This is a genomic window from Rhizobium sp. BK591, from assembly GCF_014195045.1.
Lineage (GTDB): Bacteria > Pseudomonadota > Alphaproteobacteria > Rhizobiales > Rhizobiaceae > Rhizobium > Rhizobium anhuiense.
Genome location: NZ_JACIAZ010000011.1, coordinates 81,602 through 103,309, shown reverse-complemented (window position 1 = coordinate 103,309; position 21,708 = coordinate 81,602). Strand labels below are relative to the sequence as shown.

The following is a 21,708-nucleotide window of genomic DNA, read 5'->3' as shown; positions in this document are numbered from 1 at the left end:
AGCAACCAGTGTCAGACAAAGCTGTGAAATTCTCTCTTGGCGGAGACATGCCAGTTAACCGGATGGGGTTTGGCGCCATGCGCCTTGTATCGAAGGGGTTTCGCGGCCCAGCGCGGGATCCGGGCGCCGGCCGCGCCGTGCTTCGCCGCGCCGTCGAGCTCGGTGCGAACCTGATTGATACGGCCGCCTTCTATCATAGCAGCGATAAAACTGTTCGTGCGAACAGGCTAATTCAAGAGGCGCTTTTTCCCTACGGCCGGGACCTCGTGATCGCAACCAAAGTGGGTCACGTTTTCAGCTCGGACGATAGCCATCGGACCGCGACAGGTGCCGACATGCGCCGGTTGGTAGAGGAAAATCTTCAAGATCTCGGCTTGGACCGGCTTGATCTGGTCTATCTGCGCATCGGGGAGATGGCGCCGCCCCATGGCGAGTCGCTCGCTGAACGTTTCGAAGCTCTTGCAGCGCTGCGCGAGGAGGGGTTAATTCGTCACCTCGGTCTCAGCAATATCGATGCCGATCATCTAGCCGAAGCCCGTGCGATAGCGCCTGTGGTTGCCGTGCAGAACAATTTTCATGTTGCCAAGCGCGGAGATGCTGCGCTGTTGGGAATTTGTGAAACGGAGAATATCGCCTTCAGCCCCTTCTTCCCGCTCGGCGGAGGGATGGCGAATATCGACGACGGGCGTCTCGCGCGGATTGCAGGCCGACATGGGGCAACCAGCAACCAGATCGCGCTGGCTTGGTTACTGGCTCTTTCGCCAGTGATGATCGCAATTCCCGGCACCGGCTCCATTGCTCATCTGGAAGAAAATATGGCTGCGGGCGACATCGTGCTGACGGAACAGGACCTTGCTGAGCTTTCCTGATGACTCGATGAGCGGACCATCGTAGGCGAAATCACTCGTGCTTTGCGGCCCGACCCGCTCAAGACGTAGCCGCAAGCCAGATGGCGCGTCCAACAGTGAATGCCCGATAACCACGGGAAGAAAACCTAATTGGAGTTGGCCTCAAGGCGGCTGTCACCTGACAGAACCTATGGCTTTTCCTTGCGCGGCCGGGGATTGCGCTCGTCGGCCATGAGATCCGGGAGAGCTGCGATGAGGTCCGCAAGATATTGGACCTCCGCCTCCATCCGGCGCTCTGTATGACGGACCGCCCATTCCTCCGCCACTCCGATAAAGGGCATGGCTTGCTCGATCATGCGCCGCCGCTCTTCCAGCAGCGCTGTCATCCTTGCAAACCGGTCGGCCAGGAGGGCGGGAAGTTCGTCCAGTTTGGCTGGATCGGTGCGCGTAAGCGCGAGGTCGAACGGATCATACTTAAACCAGATTTCCGTCAGGCCATTACGCCTCAGATCCGCCAACACACGCCTTCCTTCGTCGGTGATTTCATAAATCTGACGGGTAGGGCGGTTGCCTTCCTGTTCGCGGCCCGCTTCGCGCAACAGACCTTCGGTCGCGAGCCGATTCATTGCACCATAAACGGCTCCGACGGGAATGTCGGTCCAAAACGGCACACGCTTGCGATCGGCCTCCTGCCTTAGACGGTGTCCGTGCATGGGGCCGATATCGGCGAAGGAAGATAAAATGAATAGCCTGATCGATGACATGGTGTCCCTATTGCTCTCGCGAGAGTATTCTGATAGGAGTATACATGTGTTCGCGCCACATTCAACTCGATGAAACCGCACATGCGGGTAAATCAGCTCCGGAGCTTCTAGGCAATGGAGCCGTGCGTATGTCCCTCCCTGGAGGGCACCATTGCCGGTGAAAGCAGCGCAACGAAGGTTAGGGCAATATTTGACGGAAGAACGAGTCTAATATGAAGAGAGTGCAATATGACCGCTACGGCGGCCCGGAACGCATGTATATCGGCAAAGCCAACTTGCCTCAGCTTGGTGCAAAACAGATACGTGTCACCGTTAGTGCAGCGGCGATAAATCCTTTTGATTGGAAGCTTCGAAAAGGCGTCATGAAATTATTCAGGAGCCGGAAGTTCCCAAAGGGTATGGGAACCGATTTCGCTGGAGTGATCGCTGCCGTCGGCAGGGATGTGAAGGGTCTCTTTGTCGGTGACGAAGTTTTTGGGAGCGTGGACTTCAACGAATCCGGTGCCTTTGCGGAAGAAATCATCCTGGATTCACATTTGGTGGCAAAAAAGCCGGCGCGCCTTTCGTTTGAGGAGGCTGCCTGCCTCCCCATTCCAGTGATGACCGCATGGGCAGCCGTATTCGACAAGGCCAAAATGTCAAAGGGATCGCATCTTTTCATCCATGGCTGTACTGGTGCTGTGGGTGCATCCGCAGTGCAGTTGGCGCTTGCCCGAGGGATTAAAGTGAGCGGCTCATGTGGCACCGCGTCCTTGCAAAGTGCCAAAGCAGCCGGAGTCGATCCGGTTTTCACCTATGGGGATAAGCAGCTCCAGGCTCAGAATGGAAAATTCGACGCCGTCTTCGACACGCTTGGAACCCTGTCTGTGGGGGCTGGGCTTTCGATGCTCAACAGAAAAGGAATTTTTGTCGATATCAATCCGACGCCCGGCAGGATGGTGCGTGGAATGCTAGCCAGACGATATAAGCTCGCTTTCGCGACCATGGGGATTAAACATCTGTCGGCAATCGCTGACCTTGCAAGTGAAGGTGTGTTGCGACCGACTGTCGGCCTCGTCGTTCCATTTACTGATGCGTTGTCCGCGATCACTGCAGCTGAAACAGGGGCGCGAGTTCCAGGAAAAGTCGTTCTAGCCTTGTGAGACGATGGGGAAGGGTTCCGAAACCGTACGACGATCATTATCAAAAGAGTCGGTCCAAGCTCGACTCTTCCCCCTCAATAGCTTCTGTACCGTTCATCACCCTATCTCTGCTTGAATCAAAGCACAGCCGAATGAGGGATGGCAAGCTCTCGGTACGACACGTGCCGGGACGGATGCCTCGACTGGGAGTGGCGTGTGAGACCCGACTGACATAGTCGGGGAGTGGCGGATTCGAAAAGTTCCTATTCGCATCGAGCTGAAGGCATTGTGACGGACACGTCAGCTCGGTCAGCGACTGACTGAGCAATCGATGCGTGGGAACACATGGCGCATTGCTGGACGCTTCGCGGATCCGATGGATTAGCTAGACACAACCCGAAAGTTGACCACCGTCGAGCTCGACGAAAACGCTGAACAACGAATATCGCGGTCGTATGGTCCAGCGCTTCCATATGCATCATCAATCTCCTACTTTCGTCTTCTTGAGCTGGTGGTAGGCTACAGATGCAAAACTTGGCAAACGAAGGCCTCCAGCGAGTGACGCTGGTGAATCTACCGCCATTGCCTCCTCCACCTCCTCCAGGGATCTGCCGCGGGCGACCATGACTTGGATCTCATCGTATTGTTGCTGGAACTCATCCAGCTTCTGCTGGACCTCCACCTTCGTTTGCAGGTCGCCATGTCCAGTTACGAAGATGTCGGCTGGAAGCTTGAGCATCTCCCGCACAGTGGCGAGCCAGCCACTCGCCGAGCCGTGTTTCTCGTCATGTATCGTGGGAGTTGGACTGCCGCCCCACGCCAGGATGTCACCGGCGAAAATCACCATCTCGTCCGGGAGGTGGACAACGGTGTCGCCGCTGGTGTGCGAGGGACCGAAGTGAAAAAATTCGAACCAGACATCTTCAATCGTTAAGGCGAATCTTGTCGTGAAGGTGCAGTTCGGCAAAGCCCTGCTAGGAAGCCGGCCCATGAGTCCCACAGCGTTTGCAGCCTCCATGTCGGTCTTGCAGTTCTCGTGAGAGATGATGGTCACGCCCGCAGGAAAACTCGCAAGCCCCATTACATGATCGCCGTCGCCGTGCGTAAGGATGACGTGCGTAACGGGATTGGATGTGATCCGAGCGACTTCGTCCAGAAGTCTTTTCCCCGCGCCGGAGCTGACCTTTGCGTCGATCACAACAACGCCACGACGGCCAACGACTATTCCGGAATTTCCGCCTGCACCGGCAACCCAATAGACATTCGTCGCGATTTGGTGAGTTACCAAGGGCTCTTCACCCCAGCTTTGTATGTAACGGCGGATTTCTTCGAGTGAGGGCCGTTGGGAACTTGATTTTTCGTTTGTCATCTCAGAGCCGCTCCTCAATCCAATCCAGCAAACATGCTGAAGCGGTGGAATAAGCGCCGATCTGGCAGTGAGCCTGTGCGGTCGAGACCTCGTCAAATAACAGGTAGTGCTTGGGGCATTTCAAAGCATCAAATAGCCTCTGGGCCTCTCCCTTCGCTATCTCTTCGGTACCGTCCATGACGAGCGTTTCGCATTCAATTCGGTCGACGACGGGGGCGTTGTCATAGGCCAGAAGGGCTTTGAACACCTCCCGCTCACGTACACCGTGTTTCCAGGCATAATCTCTGACGAGCCATTTGAGCGATGTGTACTGGGCCGTGCGCTTAAAGGCCTCAGGAAGCGCGTCCAGTCCATCTCCGATCAGCAGTTGACGGATGGGGGGCGAGAAGTGGTTGAGAATCGCTTCTCCCCAGCTCAAAGATCCGGGGTCGGCAATGCATACCTTCAGGCGCTTTTCGAATGCTGCAGCCCGCACGGAAAGAAAGGCGCCGAAACTCAAGCCCATAAGACCGACCCTGGACGGATCGATCCCAGGAATTTCGAACGCAAAATCGACGACGGGCCTGACGACGTTCTCCCAGTCGGGTCGAAAATGCAAATTATTGAGTCTCAGTGACAGACCTTGGCCGGGACCGTCATAGACCAGGCAGTGGATGCCACGGCGCAACGCAGCATCGTAAACCCAGCACGTATCGTCGGCCCAGGTATCGCGACCCGGCGTGATGATGAGCAGCGGAGCGCTTTCTGCAGCAGCGGGAGATCTGAAGAAATGTCCCGGAAGGAACGTGCCTTCGTACGGGATTTCAACATACTTTCCAGGATAACCAGATAGCTCAAGGTATCGCGCATAGCACTTGGAACTGGCGTGCGCATGTTCGGTAAGACGCGAATCTCCAGGATAGCTGAAATACATCAGGGAGGCGCGCCAGTAGGTCGCAGCGCGAAGGTATGTGGAGGAGGCCGTAAGGCGCTTGCCTGCCCGATCGGCCTCTTCAGCCCGGGTTTGTAGACGTTGCGCTACCGCGCTCCACGCGTTAATCCAGCATTCTTCGTCGTTTGGTTTCAATTGCCCGATGACTTCAAAAACCTCACCCAGGTCACACATGCCATATTGCATGAGGCCGAGGACATGTTTCAGCAGTGCATCCATTATCAAGGTGTCGCTGAACTTGCTGGATGTCCAATGAACGGTATTTTGAACGTCTGACATGTTCGTTTCCTTCCTATATGCACGATGAACTAGTGCGGGTCGTGTTGATGAACTGGGCCCGCTCGGGTGCAAGAACACGGAAGCGGCAACAACTCTCGAACTACGCGGTGGACGCCATGCAGGCTGCTTGCTGCGAAAACTCTTGATCCTTATTCGGTTGCAACATTGACGGCTTGTCCTGGCCACAAAGCCTCGAAACAAGCCGGGCTCATGCCGTGCGACGTCAAAGCTCGAGCGAGCAATCGTGGCGGTTCGTCCCAGGGCTCATCCGTCAGCCGAAAGGTACCCCAGTGGATTCCCGCTGCCTTGCGGGCTTCCAACGAGCGCATGATCAACACGGCCTCGGCCGGGTCGACATGTTGGGGCGCCATGAACCAGCGAGGCGCATAGGCGCCGATCGGAATCAGTGCCAGATCTGGTCGACCGTAAGCCGCGCGCATGTCCCTGAAAATCGCACCGGTTCCATATGCGGTATCGCCAGCGAAGTAGATGAGGCCGGCCCTGGTTCTCAGCATAAAGCCACTCCACAGCGCCATACGACGGTCTCGCAACCCACGTGCCGACCAATGATTGGCCGGCACGATATCTACGGTGACGCCGTTTGCCAGGTCAAAGCTGCTACCCCAGTTGCCCGTCACGACCTTGGCATCGGGAACCGCACGCCGGACAATAGTCTCATTGCCCAAGGGTGTGATGATAATGGGCGCATAGCGCTCATGCAGCCTTTTCAAACTCGGCAGATCGAGGTGGTCGTAGTGGTTGTGTGAGAGCAAGATCACGTCGATTGGCGGCAGGTTCGCAAACGCGATGCCGGGCGCAGTGGTTCGGCGTCTGCCGATATAGCCACACGGCCCCGCGCGCTCGGACCAGACGGGATCCGTCAAGACATTTAGGCCAGCCGACTGAATCAGAACCGTCGCATGCCCAACCATGGTGGCGCGCAGACCGCAAACGCGACGTTCTGGTACGGTCCCCTCGACTTCGATGCGCTTCGGCCACGGCACTCTGCGCTCCCGCTGCCAACGGAAAACATCTCGCATGGAGCGATCGGTTCCCGGATGGCCAGGATTGGCGAAAAGCACTCCGTCGAAATTTTCGGCCGGTGGGGATGTCACGTAGCGGTTCCGCTTGCTCATGGATTGGATTTCACAAAAATGCTGGTCATCTGACTATTCAACGTCGCCACCATGCACGCAGCGACGCCTTTTCGGATAGCTGACGGCGCGTCAGCCGGACGATCTGTTGCTTGAACTCAGACTTGTTCCGACGGGTTCGGGCATGATGCGCTCCCACCGGCAAGCCAAACTCCGGCACCGGAGGTTCAATTTGCCGGGCGAGTGAGTTTCAAGTCGGGCGTATCGCCGTTCCAGCCTTGAAGCCCGCCGGGAATCTCGCGGAAGCGCAGGCACTTCGACATCATCGTGTTATTCAGGCACATCGTATCGCCTTTGACCTTCCAGCTGACGGATAGCGAAAAGAACATGGGTCCCTTTATGCTTCCGGTGCCGTCCTTGTTGAGGGTGAGTTTGAACGATCTGCCATTCGGCGCATCGGCCGACCAAGGGGCGCCATCGGCGAGAACTGCGGCGGCCTTCTGTGGTTGCAGATAGGCCTGCCCCTGTGCAGCAAGCACGTGGTCTGCGGCGAGAATTGCAACCGCTGCCGTTATGATCTTTAGATCTATCTTCATGTGGATGTCCTTTCTTCCTTGATTTGCTCGAACCGCCTAGCGAACGCCGCTGCGGCACATGGATTTTCTGTTGCTATTGGCGGACTGTGGCGCCCTTGTCGCTCCAGTTCGGCGGCAGGCCAAGCTGGCCGGCGACGGCTCCCGTGATGCCGGGGGCAGATCCGAACGCCTTGCAGGCGTCATATTTGGGAGCACCGCCAAGCGAAACCCGCATCCTTTGCATCGAGGGTATCGCCGGCAACCCCTTGAAAGGATCCTTCCCCTTGACCAGCATGCGGCTGAAGTCGTTGGAGAAAGCAGACGACAAAGAGTACGCATCTCCCACTCTGGAGTATCGCGGCGTCGTCAGCATGTTAGCGCCTCGCGACCACAGCATGGCTGCCTTCTGGGATCCGTCCTGAGCAATCGCCTCCGCCTCAACGGACAAGCCGCCAAGACCGACCGGTATCCGCGGGACTGGGACCGGGACTGCAGCAACCGTCGCGCCGAGTGTTGTAACGGTAGAGGTGGCAGCGACCGTCTTATTCGTAGCAACGATGTCGGTCACGGTGGCATGGACGGTGAGATCGGCTGGTTGGTCCGAAGTGACGATCCTGAAGCGGTCGGCGAGATCGGTGCAAAGCGCCCGGTCGATGGCATTGGAGACGAGCGCCAGATCTTTGGGTTGGATTGTGCTGGCGCTGCCGATCTGCGTGGAGGTCCGCAAGATGCGCACCGTCTTCGCAGCGAGAACTGGTTGCGAATCCACGCGCAGCTTTGCTTTTGTCAGTGTGCCTCCGGAGGAGGTCATACCCGTGTAGGAGCCAAGTGTTCCCTTTTGCTGCAGCGGCACGTTTGCGCAGGACGAAAGCGTCGATAGCAATAACAGGCAGAGTATTGCCTGCGGGTGTGTTTCAGAAAGCTGGAAGCTAATGCCCATCTGCGAGATCTCTGAGTGGTTGCGAAGACCCAGATCTAGCAGTGCGAACGTTAACTGCTGTAAAGGCAGTGTAAAGTTAGGTAAAATATGCAGGTGGACTTCGGGAATCAGACCAGATCAATGCGCGTCCCTGCCCGACCATAGTGGCAGTCTCGCGCATGTTTGTTGATCGATCTATCGCTCTCAGTCCCGTCGGATCGAGAGAGCATGTTTCGTCGCCCTCCGGGGAATCTCGAGTGTAATAGCCAAGCCACCGTTGGCCGGTAACGATGCGTACACGCGACCTCCATGCCGCTCGATCGCTTGCCTTGTGATTGCGAGGCCCAGGCCGTATCCCCCTTTCGGCATCGCGTCGCTGCCACGGGAGAATGGCTGGAAGATGCGTTCGAGTTCATCTCGCTTTACGCCAGGTCCCTGATCTGTGACGCAGATCTTGAGGAGATCGGTCATGGGTTCGCATAAAACGGATATGTGCGAATGTTCAGCAGTGTACTTGACGGCGTTGCGTAGGACGTTTTCGAGCGCTCTGTAGATTAGTTCACCCTCGACTTCGGCTCGGAAGACACCGTCGACATCCGATGTGATCGAGATGTCTTTCGCCTCCGCCTCAAACGCCGCGTCACCGAGGATCTCGTTCAGGAGCTCAATGATATCCAGGGTCTGCGTCTTCAGCGGGCTCGTGGATCGAGCCGTCAATCTGGCAAGAGTCAGGACTTCACCAACCAGTTCATCGAGTCGTTCGACTTCGCGATCGATGCGGTCGAGCATAGCACTAAGTTTCGTCGGGCTCTGCCGCAGAACGCCCACGACCGCCTGCAGGCGTGACAAAGGAGAGCGCAGTTCATGGGATACATCGTGGAAAAGTCTCTGCTGCGCCTGTTGAAGCTCCTCCAGTCTGGCTGCCGTGGAGTCGAAATCATGCGCAAGTGCCGTAACCTCATCCTTGCGACCGCCCATCTTGTTGCCGATACGAACGTCGAATCGGCCATGAGCAAGCGCGCTCAAGCCATCACGCAGATGCACGACTGGACGAACAAGATAGCGGGCCAGTGCACCCGCAGACAGCGTACTCGAAACGAGGATCGTAAACCAAGGTATCAACGGAGCGAGATCCTTGACGCTGAAGCTAGTGAGGTTCGGCACCGAAACTCGATAGCAAGCCCCGTCCTTTTGAACGAATCGCGTATCTGCGGTGTCCTTCTGCGCACATGCTGTGGCGTCGGTGACCTTTGAAATGGTCAGGCCCAATGGCAGTGTCTCTTCGCTTGCTCGTGCGAAATGCATGGCGGCATCTTCGCCGTCCGTTACAAGCACATTCGCGGCCAAGTTCGAGACAAGCGCCCGTCGCTCCGCTGCCATCTCCCGCTCGAAGGGAGCAGCCTGAAGAAACTTGACGATCAGAATTATGATTGCGACGGACACAGCCAGTGTGAGCCAGATGACCCTGAAGAACTTCCAGAAAAGTTGAGGCATGGTCATTCCACCAAAAGTTGATAGCCTTGGCCGCGGACAGACCTTATCCAAGGCTGGCCGTCGGCCCTCAGCCCTAGTTTCTGTCGAACGCTGCTGATATGAACGTCTATGCGGCGGTCGAACGGCGTAAGTGGCTTTCCGAATGCCTGCTTGGATATGTCCTGCTTCGATACGAGTTGACCTGCGTTCCGGGCGAGAACTTCGAGCAGAGTGAATTCGGTGCCGGTGAGCTCCAAGGCTTCGCCGCGCCACTCGACGGTTCGTTTGCCTGGAAAAATTACTAGTCGTCCTACCTCTAGGACATCAGTCGACGCGCCCGAGGCCGGTTGGTGCACCCGGCGCAAGATCGCCCGCAACCTCGCTGCAAGTTCGCCCGGCGAGCAGGGCTTCGGTACATAGTCGTCCGCGCCAAGGTTCAGTCCCGATATGCGGTCGATATCATCGCCTCTTGCCGTTAGCATCAGAACAGGGATTTGGCTTAGCTTACGGATACGCTGCAGAGCCTCGATCCCGTTCATCCGGGGCATCATGATGTCGAGCACGATGATGTCGACCGTATTGCCGGCTGCCGCTGCGATTGCGGCACGGCCGTCCGTGTCAGTTGCGACGTCATACCCTTCCTCAGTCAGATATTCCTGGAGCAGAGTTGTCAATTCGACATCATCGTCAATGAGGAGAACTTTGGTCATTCACTTCGTCCATCTTCTGTACGCTTGCTCCATACAATAGAAATCCGGAAGCGAAACCGACATTTACCTAACTTAACACTTGCTTGACCGTACTTAACATTCGAACGGCTACTAGTACCCAAGGTGGCATGCCCGCGTGGGCGATATGTCATGCACTGTCGGAAACGCAAGGAATGTATCTTTGAAAAAGCCGCTTATTACGGTCGCGCTCGTGCTGGTTGCGGCAGCTCTTCTTTCCGTCTTCCTTAGCTCCATGATGGAGGAAGGCCCTGCACCTGCCCTGTCCATTTCGCTAACGGCTCCAATGCAGCGCGATTGCTCGGAAACCGTCCAGGCAAGTGGGTGGCTGAAGCCATGGCAGGAAGCGATCGTCGCCTCGGAGACGAGCGGCCACATCACCGAGGTCCTGGTCGATCTCGGATCCGTGGTCACGAAGGGACAGGCGCTTGTTCGGCTTTCCCAGGATAGCGTGCTGACCGACATTCGCAAGCATGAGGCGGCTGTCGTGACTGCCAAGGCAAATCTGGCGAAAGCAAAAGCCGATGCGGAAAGAGCACGGCAGTTTCGCGCGACTGGTGGGCTCCCCGATGGAAAGGTCGGCGAGTATCTTGAAGACGAACAGATCGCGATGGCAAACCTCGGGTCGGAGGAAGCGGCGCTTGCCGGCGAAAGGGTCAAGCTCGCCCAGACCACCATCAATTCCATTGATGATGGAATTATAACTGCGCGCTCCGCCCAACTCGGGGCGACTATTTCGGCCGGTGCAGAGCTGTTCCGTCTGGTCCGTCAGCAACGTGTCGAATGGCAAGCGGAGGTTCCGGTACGTTACCTTTCGCGAATCTCGGAAGGATTGAGCGTCGATATCGATGGGCCTGACGATCATGCTATTCAGGGCAAGGTGAGGCTTGTCGGACCTTCGGTCAACGCGGACACGCAAGCGATCGTCTATGTCACGCTGCCTCCCGATGTCCCTCCACGTACCGGTCTTTACCTTACCGGCCACATCAAACTTCCGACCACTCCAGATTCGTCGTCCCCGAGATTCCAGCCATGCTCCGGGACGGGATAAGCCGTCGCGCACCGCGCCAAACGCCCCCCTGACATCTAACGCCGCGTTCCAGCGCGTCGTCATAAGCGGAATCTGATGCTCGAACAGGATAATCAGCCATGAACCAAGCCAAATCAGAACGTGTTGTTGTTATGACCGGGGTCACAGCCGGCCTCGGCGCTCATGCGCTAGAGGACATCGCCTCTCGGCCCGATATGCGCGTCATAATTGGCGCGCGGGGAAGCGGACGAAGGGTACCGGCCGGCGTCGAGGTCATTCCGCTCGATCTCGCCTCGCTTGCCAGCGTTCGCGAATTTGCAGAAGCGGTGATGTGGCGCCTTGCCGGTACCCGCATCGACATCCTGGTACTTAACGCCGGCATGCAAAGCCCGACCAACGAGGGGCGGAGTGCAGACGGCTACGAACTGACATTCGCGGTCAATCACCTGGCCCATTATCTGCTGGCCAGACTGCTACTGCCGTGCATGGCCGAGCATGGCAGACTGGTCATCACCACAAGCGAAACGCATGATCCCGCTGTCACTCCGATCGCACCAAAGACACTTGAGCCACATAGGCTAGCGTATCCGGACAAGAATGGCTTTGGTTCGGGAATACGAGCCTATGCAGCATCCAAGCTGTGCAACCTGCTGACCGCGCAGTCCTTCGCCGCCTTGGACGAAGTCAAGGCCCGCCAGATCAACGTGGTCGCCTTCAGTCCCGGCCTCACCGGTGGCACATCGTTGGGTCGAGACAGTCCCCGTCTTATGCGCGCGTTCGTAATGCTCCTCATGCATACCGTCTTCCGTCTAGTCGGCTTCTTCCGTCCCGAATACGTCATCGGTACACCGGAACGTTCAGGCGAAGCATTGGCCGAAGTCTCTCTCGGCGAAGTCGTCCCACCGCGGGGCCGGATTTACATTTCCCTGGTCAAGGGAGAACCGACCTTTCCAATTCCATCCGAATTGGCGCGAAGCCGGGATGCTCAAGAAAGGTTGTGGCGCGACAGTGCAGCAATGGTTGGCCTCGATGGTCGGGCAAGCTAGTGCAACGGCGCTTTTAGTGAATACGGCGCAGGTAAAAAAGAAACCCAGATGAGAATCACCTTCACGAAAAAAGTTCACGAATACGACGACGTCTACTCGTTTTTCTTCGATGCGACCGGCGTCACCTATAAAGCAGGGCAATATACTCACTTGAGAGTTGGCAGTCGGTTCGACTTCCTGGGTTCTGTGCGCGAGATGTCCTTCGCGTCAGTGCCCGGGGATCCTGAGCTCATGTTCAGCATGCATGTCGGATCGAATAGCAAATTCAAGGAAAAGATGAACGCGCTTCGGCCGCATGACACGATAAGCTTGTTTGGCACGGGCGCGCACGTCAAACTACCCGATCGCGGAACCGGCAGCCTGGTTTTCATAGCGGGTGGGGTGGGGATGACGCCATTTCGCTCGATGATCCTCGAGGCACACAAGAGAGGCGATCATCAGATGGCTGTGGTCCAGGTACAGCGGGGCGATTTCCTTTATGGCAAGGAGCTGGAGCCGCTTGTATCTGACTATAACGCAGTTCGTCCGGAAGCATTCGCGGCTGCCGTCAAGACAGTAGCGAGAAGCCGCAGCGATGAGGCGATCTTCTACGTATGCGGATCGAAAAGGCTTATTGCGTCTGTCGTCGAAACGTTAAGCGGGGCGGGCATTAAGAAGGACAAGATACGCATAGAAAGCTATAAATAGGCACCGCTTACGAAATGACCGGCGGTGAAAGGCAGATTCACGCCAGAGTGCCAGCAACGCATTCTTCCGCTTTCCTCTCCAAAGCATGCGTCTTTCTTCGCCATGTCTCCATACCCCATATCGGCGATTGACCCATACAGTCGGCACCTGCATCCGGTCGCAAACAGGTCGCCCTCCGACAAATTCCGCCGTGTCGGCCAAAGATCTCAATAGATCAGCAGAGGCGTTTGACCGATGAACTGAGGTGACTTTGCCTGCGAGAGCATGAACCCGGCAACGTCAGCACGTGAAATCCTGCCACCGTGGATGCCACGCAGATCGGTCAGAGCGCGATAGCGGTCCATTCGAGGACCATTACTCAAGAAACCAGGGCGGATGATGATCCAGCGGGCGATGTTGCTCATGATGATGCGCTCCTGGCGATCTTTGTCGGCGTAGATACGACGCAGTACAATTGGCATAAAGAAATGGTCGTATAACCAGCTTCCATGCCCTTTGCTGTCGCCAGCCCCCATGCCCGTAACGGCGATGAGTAACTGTTCCGGCTTGAGCGCTTTCGAAAGATTTTCTGCGCAGCGGGAGAACATGGTGATGGGTCGGGTTACATTTGCTGTCCCCAAGCAATCACAAACGACATCTTGCCCCTCCACCACCTTCACGATCGCATCAAAGTCCTGAGCATCTCCGGCTATGATGCGTAATCGTGTGTGGTGAATTGGCATTCGGCTTGGCACACGGGCGAGCGCGGTGACCTCCTGGCCGTCTTTCAGGGCCGCTTGCACCATAGCCAAGCCAATGCCACGCGTTGCGCCAATGATTGCCATTTTCATGGAGTGTCTCCTTGAGCCCGGAAAGTTGGAGCGCTGACGTTACTACCGTCTGGTGACCTGCCAGTCGTTCACCACGGCTTTTGATACACCACGAGCGCGGGTGCTCCACTCATCTTTACCTAACTTAACACTACCTTGACCGTACTTAACGTTCGGCAGGGTATTCATAGGGATAGCGGCATTGATCGCAGGGCGGAGAAGCCCGCGCGCCGTGCCGGTGAAGCCCGCAAGGAATACGTTGTTGAGAAAGTCGTCCATAAGATTCGCCACTGTGCGCATTACCATGATGGTTCTGCTTCACAGCTGCAATGCCGCGGCCGAACAGGCGCCCGCGCTCACCGTATCCCTGACGGCGCCGCTGCAGCGGGAGTGGCCAGAGACCGTTCCAGCGAGCGGCTGGCTGAAGCCGTGGCAGGAGGCCATCGTCGCCTCTGAGACGAGTGGGCTTCGCATCACGGATGTGCTGGTCGATGTCGGCTCCGTGGTGAAAAAAGGGCAGACGCTGGTGCAATTGTCGCAGGACAGCGTGCTCGCCGACATCCGCAAGCAGGAGGCGGCCGTCGTCACCGCACAGGCCAACTTGGCCAAGGCCAAGGCGAATGCGGATCGGGCACGCCAGCTTCAGTCGTCAGGCGCCCTGTCCGCCGAGAAAATCACTGAATATTTCGCCGACGAGCAGACGGCGACGGCAAGCCTGGCATCCGAGGAGGCGACCCTCGACAGCGAGAAGATCAAGCTCGGGCAAGCGACTATCGTCGCCGCCGACGATGGGCTGATAACCTCGCGCTCCGCCAACCTTGGCGCGGTCGTTTCCACCGGCACCGAGCTGTTCCGCATGGTGCGCCAGCAACGGGTCGAATGGCAGGCCGAAGTATCGGCGCGATATTTGCCACGCATTTCGGAAGGCTTGAGTGTCAAGATCAACGGGCCGGACGGGCATCCAATCGAAGGCAAGGTGCGGCTCGTCGGTCCTTCGGTCAGCACCGACACCAGTCGGGCGATCGTCTATGTCGCACTTCCGGCCGATATCCGTCCGCGCACCGGCCTTTATGTCACTGGCAGCATCGAATTGCAGACCACTCCGGCCCTGACCGTTCCCGAGACGGCGATCGTGTTTCGGGACGGCATTAGCTACGTCTTCGTAGCAGGCCTGGACAGTCGCGTGCGGAGGATCCGTGTGGAAACCGGCCGTCGCAACAATGGCAAGGTCGAAATCGTGTCGGGCATAGATGCTTCGTCGAAGGTCGTCACCTCGGGCGGTGCCTTTCTGTCGGATAATGATCTCGTGAAGATTGCGGAGAAGAACTGATGAATTTCTCCGCCTTCTCGATCCGAAACCCTGTCCCGGCGATCCTGCTATTTGTCATGCTTGCCGTCGGCGGGCTGCTGGCCTTCAGGCATCTGGCGATCCAGAATTTCCCTGATATGGATCTTCCGACCATCACAGTCACGGCCAAGCTCGATGGGGCTGCGCCAACACAGCTCGAGACGGAGGTTGCCCGTACCATCGAGGACAGTCTTGCTGCCCTGTCCTATCTCGACCACATCACCACGACGATCACCGACGGCACCGTCTCGATCAAGGTTTCGTTCAAGCTGGAGAAAGACAGCGAGGCAGCCCTCAACGAGGTCCGCAACGCCGTTGACAGCGTCAAGGCCGATCTTCCCTCGCAAATGGAGACGCCGAGTGTCACAAAGGTTACGGTGCAGAGCTCCGCGCTCGTTACCTATGCCATCCGCTCCACCGATCTCAACGAGACCGAACTTTCCTGGTTTGTCGACAATGATCTGACCAAGGCGCTGCTGTCGGTACAAGGTGTCGGTCAGGTCAATCGTATCGGCGGAATCGACCGCGAAGTACATGTCGATCTCGATCCGTCGACGATGGCGTCGTTCGGCGTTACGGCAGCGACAGTATCGGCACAATTGAAGGCCGTCCAAGCCGACACGTCGGGCGGTCTTGGAGAGATTGGCGGCAACCGCCAGACATTGCGCACACTGGGCGCGCTGCCTTCGGTCGAAACCTTGAAAGCGCTGCGGATACCCCTGGCCAACGGCCAGCAGGCCCGCCTCGACGATGTCGCCTCCGTCACGGACAGTTTCGCGGAGCGCTCCTCGATCGCATATCTCGACGGCAAGCCGGTGATCGCCGTTGAAATCAAGCGTTCGAACGGTTTTTCGGATAGCGGTGTCGCTGCCGACGTTAGCGCGGCGATCAAGCGCTTCGCTGCCGCCCATCCCAATGTCCGAATCGACGAGGCTTACAGCACCATCGGCCGGATCATGGATAACTACCATGGTTCGATGGATATGCTGTATGAGGGCGCTATCCTGGCGATAGTTGTCGTCTGGCTCTTCCTTCGGGACTGGCGCGCAACAATCCTTTCGGCCGTGGCGCTGCCCTTGTCGGTCATCCCGACCTTTCTGATCATGTACCTGGCCGGCTTCAGCCTGAACATCGTCACGCTGCTGGCACTGTCGCTGGTGGTCGGAATCCTCGTTGACGACGCAATTGTCGAGATCGAAAACATCGCCCGCCATCTGCAGATGGGCAAGCGGCCGATGGATGCCGCTCTCGAAGCGGCCAATGAAATCGGCCTCGCCGTCATCGCGACCACCTTCACGCTGGTCGCGGTCTTCCTGCCGACCGCATTCATGAGCGGCATACCAGGCCTTGTGTTTCGCCAGTTCGGCATCACAGCGGCCGTTGCCGTTCTCGCGTCACTTGTCGTTGCTCGCCTGCTGACGCCGATGATGGCGGCCTATTTCATGAAGGCGCACTCAACGGAGCAGAAGGATGGCCGCATCATGCGCGCCTATATGGCTGTCGCGAAAGCGGCCCTCGATCACAGAAAGACCACGGTGGCCGTGACTGCCGTCGTCGTTGCGCTTTCGCTCGCCACCATCCCCTTGCTGAAGTCGGGCTTCATACCCGCTTCCGACGACGCGCGAACCCAGATCACGCTTACGATGCAGCCGGGCGCCACCATCGAGCAGACGGATGCGATGACCAAAAGAGCCGCCGATATCGTCGGCAAGCTGCGCGATGTCACGCGTGTCTTCTCTTCCGTCGGTACGGCATCTTCGAACGGCGGTGGGCCAAACGTCACGACTACCAGCGATATTGGTTCGGCCACGATCGTCGCAGTGCTGACTCCGATCGCCGATCGCGACCGCAAGCAGCCGGCAATCGAAAACGATATCCGACGGGCGCTCGCTGTCCTTCCCGGAGTGCGAATCGAGGTCGGCAGCGGCGGCAACGGCACCAAGCTCGATATCACCCTTGCCAGCGATGATGCCAATGCGCTCGACAGCGCAGGCACGGCGCTGGAGGAGCAACTGCGCACGTTGCAGGGTATCGGAGCGGTGACATCGACTGCGGCAAGGCAGGCGCCGGAAATCCAGATCACGCCCGATTTTGCGCGCGCCGCGGCACTCGGGGTAACGTCGAATGCGATCGCCAGCGCCGTGCGCGTGGCGACGAATGGGGAATATTCCTCCGATCTGCCGAAGCTCAACCTGCCGCAGCGGCAGATCCCGATCGTCGTCCGCTTCTCGCCGGAGGCGCGCACCAATCTCGACGACATCAAGAACATGCGCGTCGCCGGCACCAACGGCAATGTCGATCTCGGCTCGATTGCTGATATCCGCATCGGCGGCAGCCCCTCGGAGATCGACCGCATCGACCGCATGCGCAATGTCACCGTTTCCGTCGAGCTCAACGGCCGCATCCTGGGCGATGTCAACCGCGAGGCGAAGGCGCTGCCGGCGCTCCAGCATCTGCCGCCGGGCGTTACGCTGGTGGAACAGGGCGAACTTCAGCGCAGCTCCGAGCTGTTCCAGAGCTTCGCGCTCGCGATGGCCATCGGCGTGTTCTGCATCTACGCAGTGCTCGTCCTCCTGTTCCACGATTTCCTGCAGCCGCTCACGCTGCTGATGGCCCTGCCCCTCTCGCTTGGCGGCGCACTGGTGCCGCTTGTGGTGACGGGAACCAGCTTCTCGATGCCGGCCGTCATCGGCCTGTTGATGCTGATGGGCGTGGTGACGAAGAACTCCATTCTGCTGATCGAATACGCGATAATGTCGCGTCAGCAAGGCATGTCGCGGTTCGATGCCCTCGTCGACGCCTGCCATAAGCGCGCGCGGCCGATCGTCATGACTACCATTGCCATGGCCTCGGGCATGCTACCGGCTGCGCTCAGCCTGACCGGTGGGGATTCAAGTTTTCGCCAACCGATGGCCATCGTAGTGATCGGCGGTGTGGTGATGTCGACCCTGCTCAGCCTCATCGTCATCCCGGTCATCTTCACCTTCGTCGACGATCTGGAAAAAGTGCTCAAGCGGCTCCTGGGTTGGACAGGTCTGGTCCATGAAAATCCCGAGGACGAAGCAGCGCCGCAAGCATCCAATGATGGTCGGGCGATCGCATTTAAATCGGTGCATTCGACCAGGGGACAGGGTCATCGATGATCTGTTCTCGGCATCGGCAAGTCATTGGTCGAACGCAACCGCGCCAACAGAGCAATGCCTGCCGATGCTTATAGCAACCTCTTCGGTCGCGTTCCTCCCCCCGGAACAAGACCGCGGGACGTGTACCCCCCGCAGGCGGCATGATGCCGCCTGCGCGTCCTGCTCATTTCTGGGATTGAGCTGCGAGACGCTCTTGCATCGCGATGGGAGCGCGGCGGCCAACTAAGGAAGGTATCATGCCTGACACGCTTACCTCAGATCCACTCGCCGCGCTTATTCCGACTATAACCGCTTTCGGAGTCGTAACCCTGATGATCGCGACATTCCTGGAGCGGCTCATATTGGTAATTCCATCCCACATATTGCTCGTGGTGATTGGGGTGGCGGCGGCCGAAGGGAGTTTCTCGCTGCCCACAGCTCTGGCCTTCAGCCTGATTGGCAGCGTGCTGGGTTGCCTGCCTTTATACTTGATTGGAAGGGCGGTGGGCGAGCATCGCTCGGGCCGCTTTATCGAAGAGACAGCGCGCATGATTGGGATTTCATCGGAAAAATATCGCCGATGGGAAGATCGATTTCGCTCTAATGAACAGTCAATCGCGCTGATCGCGCAGTTGGTCCCCACCGTGCGGATCATGGCGCCAGGCATTGCAGGATTGTTGCGGACGAAATTTTTGCAGTTTGTCAGTGCGACAACGCTAGGAGTTCTGCTGTGGGACGGGCTTTTTATCGCGGTGGGATATATCTCCGCGCTCATGAATGGAGATACGAATACGTCGGTTTTGGCGCTCAAGACCGTGATCGGGCTCAGCGTCATCGAAGGACTGGTGGTCTTGGGCTGGCGCTGGAAGGCATGGGCGTGATGAACTTCATTCATCACCCGATCTTGGATCACCTTCTCTTTATCCGAGCATTGATCGCCGATCCGCATCGGGTTGCGGCGATTGCGCCCTCAAGCAACGCGCTCGCGCGATTGATGACGTCGGAGATTTCGCCATCCGCTGGATCCGTGCTGGAGCTGGGGCCAGGGACTGGAGTCTTCACGCGAGCTCTTCTCGAGCGTGGCGTGCGGTCAAGTGATCTGACGCTTGTCGAACGTGGGGAGGAATTTGCTCAACGCCTCGAAATCGAGTTTCCTGAAGCGCGTATTCTCCAATTGGACGCCGCGAAAATTGCCAACGAAAATCTTTTCCCCAATGGATCGGTTGGTGCAGTGATATGCGGTCTGCCGCTTCTGTCAATGCCACCTCGCAAAGTCATCAAAATTCTCGCCGGCGCGTTCTCTTATCTGCAACCTGGTGGCGCGTTCTATCAATTCACGTATAGCCGAAGATGTCCGATACCACGCCCTATAGTTGATCGGCTGGGCCTGAAGGCTAGGCGTATTGGCGGCACATTGAGAAATCTGCCACCTGCTGCAGTCTACAGGATAACAAGGCGAGGGATATCCAAGCAGTTTATCGACGTTCACGCTCAGGCGCGGAAGCAATCCTCCTGCTCAAAATTCATGGGGTGAGCGCAATCCGCCCGTTCATTCTTCCGTTACTGATTTGTCTGGGTCTGAGTGCATGTGCCACTCGACCGACCGATTCCGTATTGCAGCCGATTAAAAAGGAGGCTGGTTTACATCAGATCACACTTCTCGCTGCCACGAACCGAACGAGAGAGGGCAGCGGCTATTCCAGTGAACGCGGTGAAAAATTGACATTTGAGCTGTTTCAATTGTCGATCCCTCCCAATCATAAGCGCTCGCAGATCGAATATCCCGTCGCAGCCGCAGATCCAAACAGGTCGATGGCGATAACTGTTCGCAAGACACTGGAGAAGCGAAGTTTTGTCCAGGAGGCGGCAATTCCGTCGGACGATGGAACGGTAGGCATTTTTGTTCATGGCTATAACTACACCTACCAGGAAAGTCTTTATCGGTTGGCTCAGATCGCAGCCGATGCTCCTTTCGGCGGACATCCTATACTTTTCTCCTGGCCATCCGAGGGACGCATGGCAGGATATCTGGCAGATAGGGATGCGGCCCTTTCTTCGCGAGACGATCTGTCCTGGCTTGTCACTTCGATAGCTGGCGCCTCCTCTGCGAAAAGGATTGTCTTGTTCGGTCATAGTGTCGGAGCGTTTCTCATAATGGAAACGCTGAGACAGCTCAAACTTGAGGGACGCGAAGACGTTCTCAACAGGTTGATGGTGGTGCTCGCCGCGCCGGATATCGATGACGACCTGTTCCGCTCGCAGATCAAGGCCGTCGGGCACATGAAAATACCCATCACCATTTTCGTATCGAAGAACGACAAGGCACTTGCCATTTCAAGCATACTGGGTGGAGAGCGCGGGCGCATTGGCCGCCTAAATGTCGACAGTCCTGGCGTGAAGGCCGCAGCGGAACGGTATGGTCTGCGCATCATTGATATTACCGCTATCAATGGTCCAGATGGGTTGGGCCACGACAGATATGCAGCCCTGTTCGGTCGAGGATCTCAGGATATGCCGAACAATTTGCCAAGTGCCGGCGCCTATGTTTTCGACGTCACTAGGCCCGCAGGGGCAACTCCCTTCAATCTTGCTGTAGCGGCCGATAGCGCCGATTTGACCCGGCGTTCGCCAGCTAGTCGATAGAAGGGAATTGTGGATGATTGGTTCTGTGGAGTTCGACCCTGGTGCAGTCAGGCGCGCAGAGCATTCCGCATTTTCACATGACCATGGATGCTGGCGATCAGTGCGGGCCGACGTCGTCCGCAGGACCGGCATTGGGCGACAGGAAACGAACATTTCCGCCGACAATCATGCGATCCTCTTGAACATCCTGGGCGTTGCGAAAGAGGGTGAAGATTATCTGGATGGCCGCAGGGTCGCATTTAAGCAAAGACCGGCCGGATCGCTGTCATTTGTTCCGGCAGACCATAGCTGGAGCGGCTGGGACGATGGCGATCCGACAGCGGCCTACGTGTTCATCACCATTGGCAAGAAATTTATCCAGGATCGTTTCGAGAATGTACCCGGAACTGATCTTGACCGGCTGGCGCCAACGATCGGTTTTGAAGATCCGTTGATTCAATACGCCGCCCGCAGCATCTGCTCGGAGATAGGCCAGGGGGATCCCTTGGCTAATATGATGGTCGAGAACCATGCGAGTACGATTTTTGGGCGACTGTTTCGTCTTTCGGGCCATAGGCGTCAGTACCTCAAAGGCGGCCTTTCGCCAGCGGTCCTGAAGCGCCTGATCGACAAAATTGACGCTTCATTGGACGGATCTTTGAGCCTGACCGAACTTGCTCACGAGGCGGGCTTGAGCGAGCATTACATGTCGAAAGCGTTTCGGCATTCGACCGGCTTGCCGCCGCACGCGTTCATCATCCGAAGACGAGTCGAGCGCGCGAGCGAAATGCTCCGCTATTCGGACCGGCAGATAACCGAGATCGCCTATGCATGCGGGTTCTCAAGCCCCAGCCATTTTGCGGCTGCTTTCCGTCGCGTGATCGGTAGCACGCCAAAGCGATATAGAGCAGATTGGAAGGCATAAGCCCCCCGACCGCCCGAG

General features: G+C 57.5%; 20 protein-coding genes and 1 pseudogene. 11 read left to right on the top strand and 10 right to left on the bottom strand.

The window, feature by feature from the left end; all coding sequences use genetic code 11:
• The first annotated feature begins 8 nt into the window (after positions 1-8).
• Positions 9-869, top strand: coding sequence for an aldo/keto reductase (locus FHX10_RS33420; protein WP_312862946.1), 861 nt, complete (start codon positions 9-11; stop codon positions 867-869).
• Positions 870-1,036: 167 nt separating this feature from the next.
• On the opposite strand, the gene FHX10_RS33415 is transcribed toward FHX10_RS33420, so the two are convergent.
• Positions 1,037-1,612, bottom strand: a complete 576-nt coding sequence (locus FHX10_RS33415) for a PadR family transcriptional regulator (RefSeq protein WP_112400447.1) — start codon at positions 1,610-1,612, stop codon at positions 1,037-1,039.
• A 212-nt stretch (positions 1,613-1,824) separates the two neighbouring features.
• Here FHX10_RS33415 and FHX10_RS33410 point away from each other — a divergent pair, with 212 nt between their 5' ends.
• Positions 1,825-2,754, top strand: a complete 930-nt coding sequence (locus FHX10_RS33410; RefSeq protein WP_113231960.1) for an NADP-dependent oxidoreductase — start codon at positions 1,825-1,827, stop codon at positions 2,752-2,754.
• Between the two features lie 460 nt (positions 2,755-3,214).
• Here the strand turns inward: FHX10_RS33410 and FHX10_RS33405 are convergent, their stop codons facing one another.
• From FHX10_RS33405 to FHX10_RS33375, 7 genes are all read right to left on the bottom strand, one after another.
• A complete protein-coding gene (locus FHX10_RS33405) occupies positions 3,215-4,102 on the bottom strand; it encodes an MBL fold metallo-hydrolase (protein ID WP_113231961.1) in 888 nt (295 codons plus the stop codon).
• A 1-nt stretch (position 4,103) separates the two neighbouring features.
• Complete coding sequence (locus tag FHX10_RS33400) at positions 4,104-5,312, bottom strand: alpha/beta hydrolase family protein (protein WP_113231962.1); 1,209 nt, start codon at positions 5,310-5,312, stop codon at positions 4,104-4,106.
• 149 nt (positions 5,313-5,461) lie between these two features.
• On the bottom strand, positions 5,462-6,448 hold the full coding sequence (locus tag FHX10_RS33395) for an MBL fold metallo-hydrolase (RefSeq protein WP_113231963.1): 987 nt from the start codon (positions 6,446-6,448) through the stop codon (positions 5,462-5,464).
• Positions 6,449-6,633: 185 nt separating this feature from the next.
• Complete coding sequence (locus tag FHX10_RS33390) at positions 6,634-7,002, bottom strand: hypothetical protein (RefSeq protein WP_112400443.1); 369 nt, start codon at positions 7,000-7,002, stop codon at positions 6,634-6,636.
• Positions 7,003-7,075: 73 nt separating this feature from the next.
• Complete coding sequence (locus FHX10_RS33385; RefSeq protein WP_113231964.1) at positions 7,076-7,921, bottom strand: DUF3313 domain-containing protein; 846 nt, start codon at positions 7,919-7,921, stop codon at positions 7,076-7,078.
• Between the two features lie 183 nt (positions 7,922-8,104).
• Positions 8,105-9,394 carry an ATP-binding protein gene (locus FHX10_RS33380; protein WP_113231965.1) on the bottom strand — a complete coding sequence of 430 codons (1,290 nt, stop codon included), beginning with the start codon at positions 9,392-9,394 and terminating at the stop codon, positions 8,105-8,107.
• A 2-nt stretch (positions 9,395-9,396) separates the two neighbouring features.
• Positions 9,397-10,083: a response regulator gene (locus tag FHX10_RS33375; protein WP_112400440.1), complete on the bottom strand. Its 687-nt coding sequence runs from the start codon at positions 10,081-10,083 to the stop codon at positions 9,397-9,399.
• A gap of 145 nt (positions 10,084-10,228) precedes the next feature.
• Here FHX10_RS33375 and FHX10_RS33370 point away from each other — a divergent pair.
• The 3 genes and pseudogenes from FHX10_RS33370 to FHX10_RS33360 all read left to right on the top strand — a co-directional run.
• Positions 10,229-11,154: pseudogene (locus FHX10_RS33370) on the top strand (efflux RND transporter periplasmic adaptor subunit); the annotation flags it as partial.
• 96 nt (positions 11,155-11,250) lie between these two features.
• Positions 11,251-12,177 carry an SDR family NAD(P)-dependent oxidoreductase gene (locus tag FHX10_RS33365; protein WP_210294523.1) on the top strand — a complete coding sequence of 309 codons (927 nt, stop codon included), beginning with the start codon at positions 11,251-11,253 and terminating at the stop codon, positions 12,175-12,177.
• A 48-nt stretch (positions 12,178-12,225) separates the two neighbouring features.
• Positions 12,226-12,864, top strand: a complete 639-nt coding sequence (locus FHX10_RS33360; RefSeq protein WP_113231967.1) for an FAD-dependent oxidoreductase — start codon at positions 12,226-12,228, stop codon at positions 12,862-12,864.
• Positions 12,865-13,070: 206 nt separating this feature from the next.
• On the opposite strand, the gene FHX10_RS33355 is transcribed toward FHX10_RS33360, so the two are convergent.
• Both FHX10_RS33355 and FHX10_RS33350 read right to left on the bottom strand, forming a co-directional pair.
• Entirely contained in the window at positions 13,071-13,694 is a 624-nt protein-coding gene (locus tag FHX10_RS33355; protein WP_113231968.1) for an NAD(P)-dependent oxidoreductase, read from the bottom strand.
• A 42-nt stretch (positions 13,695-13,736) separates the two neighbouring features.
• Entirely contained in the window at positions 13,737-13,952 is a 216-nt protein-coding gene (locus FHX10_RS33350; protein ID WP_162738160.1) for a hypothetical protein, read from the bottom strand.
• 25 nt (positions 13,953-13,977) lie between these two features.
• Between FHX10_RS33350 and FHX10_RS33345 the strand changes: the two genes are divergently transcribed.
• From FHX10_RS33345 to FHX10_RS33320, 6 genes are all read left to right on the top strand, one after another.
• Positions 13,978-15,003: an efflux RND transporter periplasmic adaptor subunit gene (locus FHX10_RS33345; RefSeq protein ID WP_113231970.1), complete on the top strand. Its 1,026-nt coding sequence runs from the start codon at positions 13,978-13,980 to the stop codon at positions 15,001-15,003.
• Positions 15,003-18,164 (top strand): efflux RND transporter permease subunit, encoded by a 3,162-nt coding sequence (locus FHX10_RS33340; RefSeq protein WP_113231971.1) that lies wholly within the window; start codon positions 15,003-15,005, stop codon positions 18,162-18,164. The genes FHX10_RS33345 and FHX10_RS33340 overlap by 1 nt, the downstream gene beginning before the upstream one ends.
• A gap of 236 nt (positions 18,165-18,400) precedes the next feature.
• Entirely contained in the window at positions 18,401-19,024 is a 624-nt protein-coding gene (locus FHX10_RS33335; protein ID WP_162738161.1) for a DedA family protein, read from the top strand.
• A complete protein-coding gene (locus FHX10_RS33330) occupies positions 19,015-19,677 on the top strand; it encodes a class I SAM-dependent methyltransferase (protein WP_409527303.1) in 663 nt (220 codons plus the stop codon). Before FHX10_RS33335 ends, FHX10_RS33330 begins: the two co-directional genes overlap by 10 nt.
• 80 nt (positions 19,678-19,757) lie before the next feature.
• Entirely contained in the window at positions 19,758-20,786 is a 1,029-nt protein-coding gene (locus FHX10_RS33325) for an alpha/beta hydrolase (RefSeq protein WP_246781298.1), read from the top strand.
• Positions 20,787-20,799: 13 nt separating this feature from the next.
• A complete protein-coding gene (locus FHX10_RS33320; protein WP_113231974.1) occupies positions 20,800-21,690 on the top strand; it encodes a helix-turn-helix domain-containing protein in 891 nt (296 codons plus the stop codon).
• The last annotated feature ends 18 nt before the right edge of the window (positions 21,691-21,708 follow it).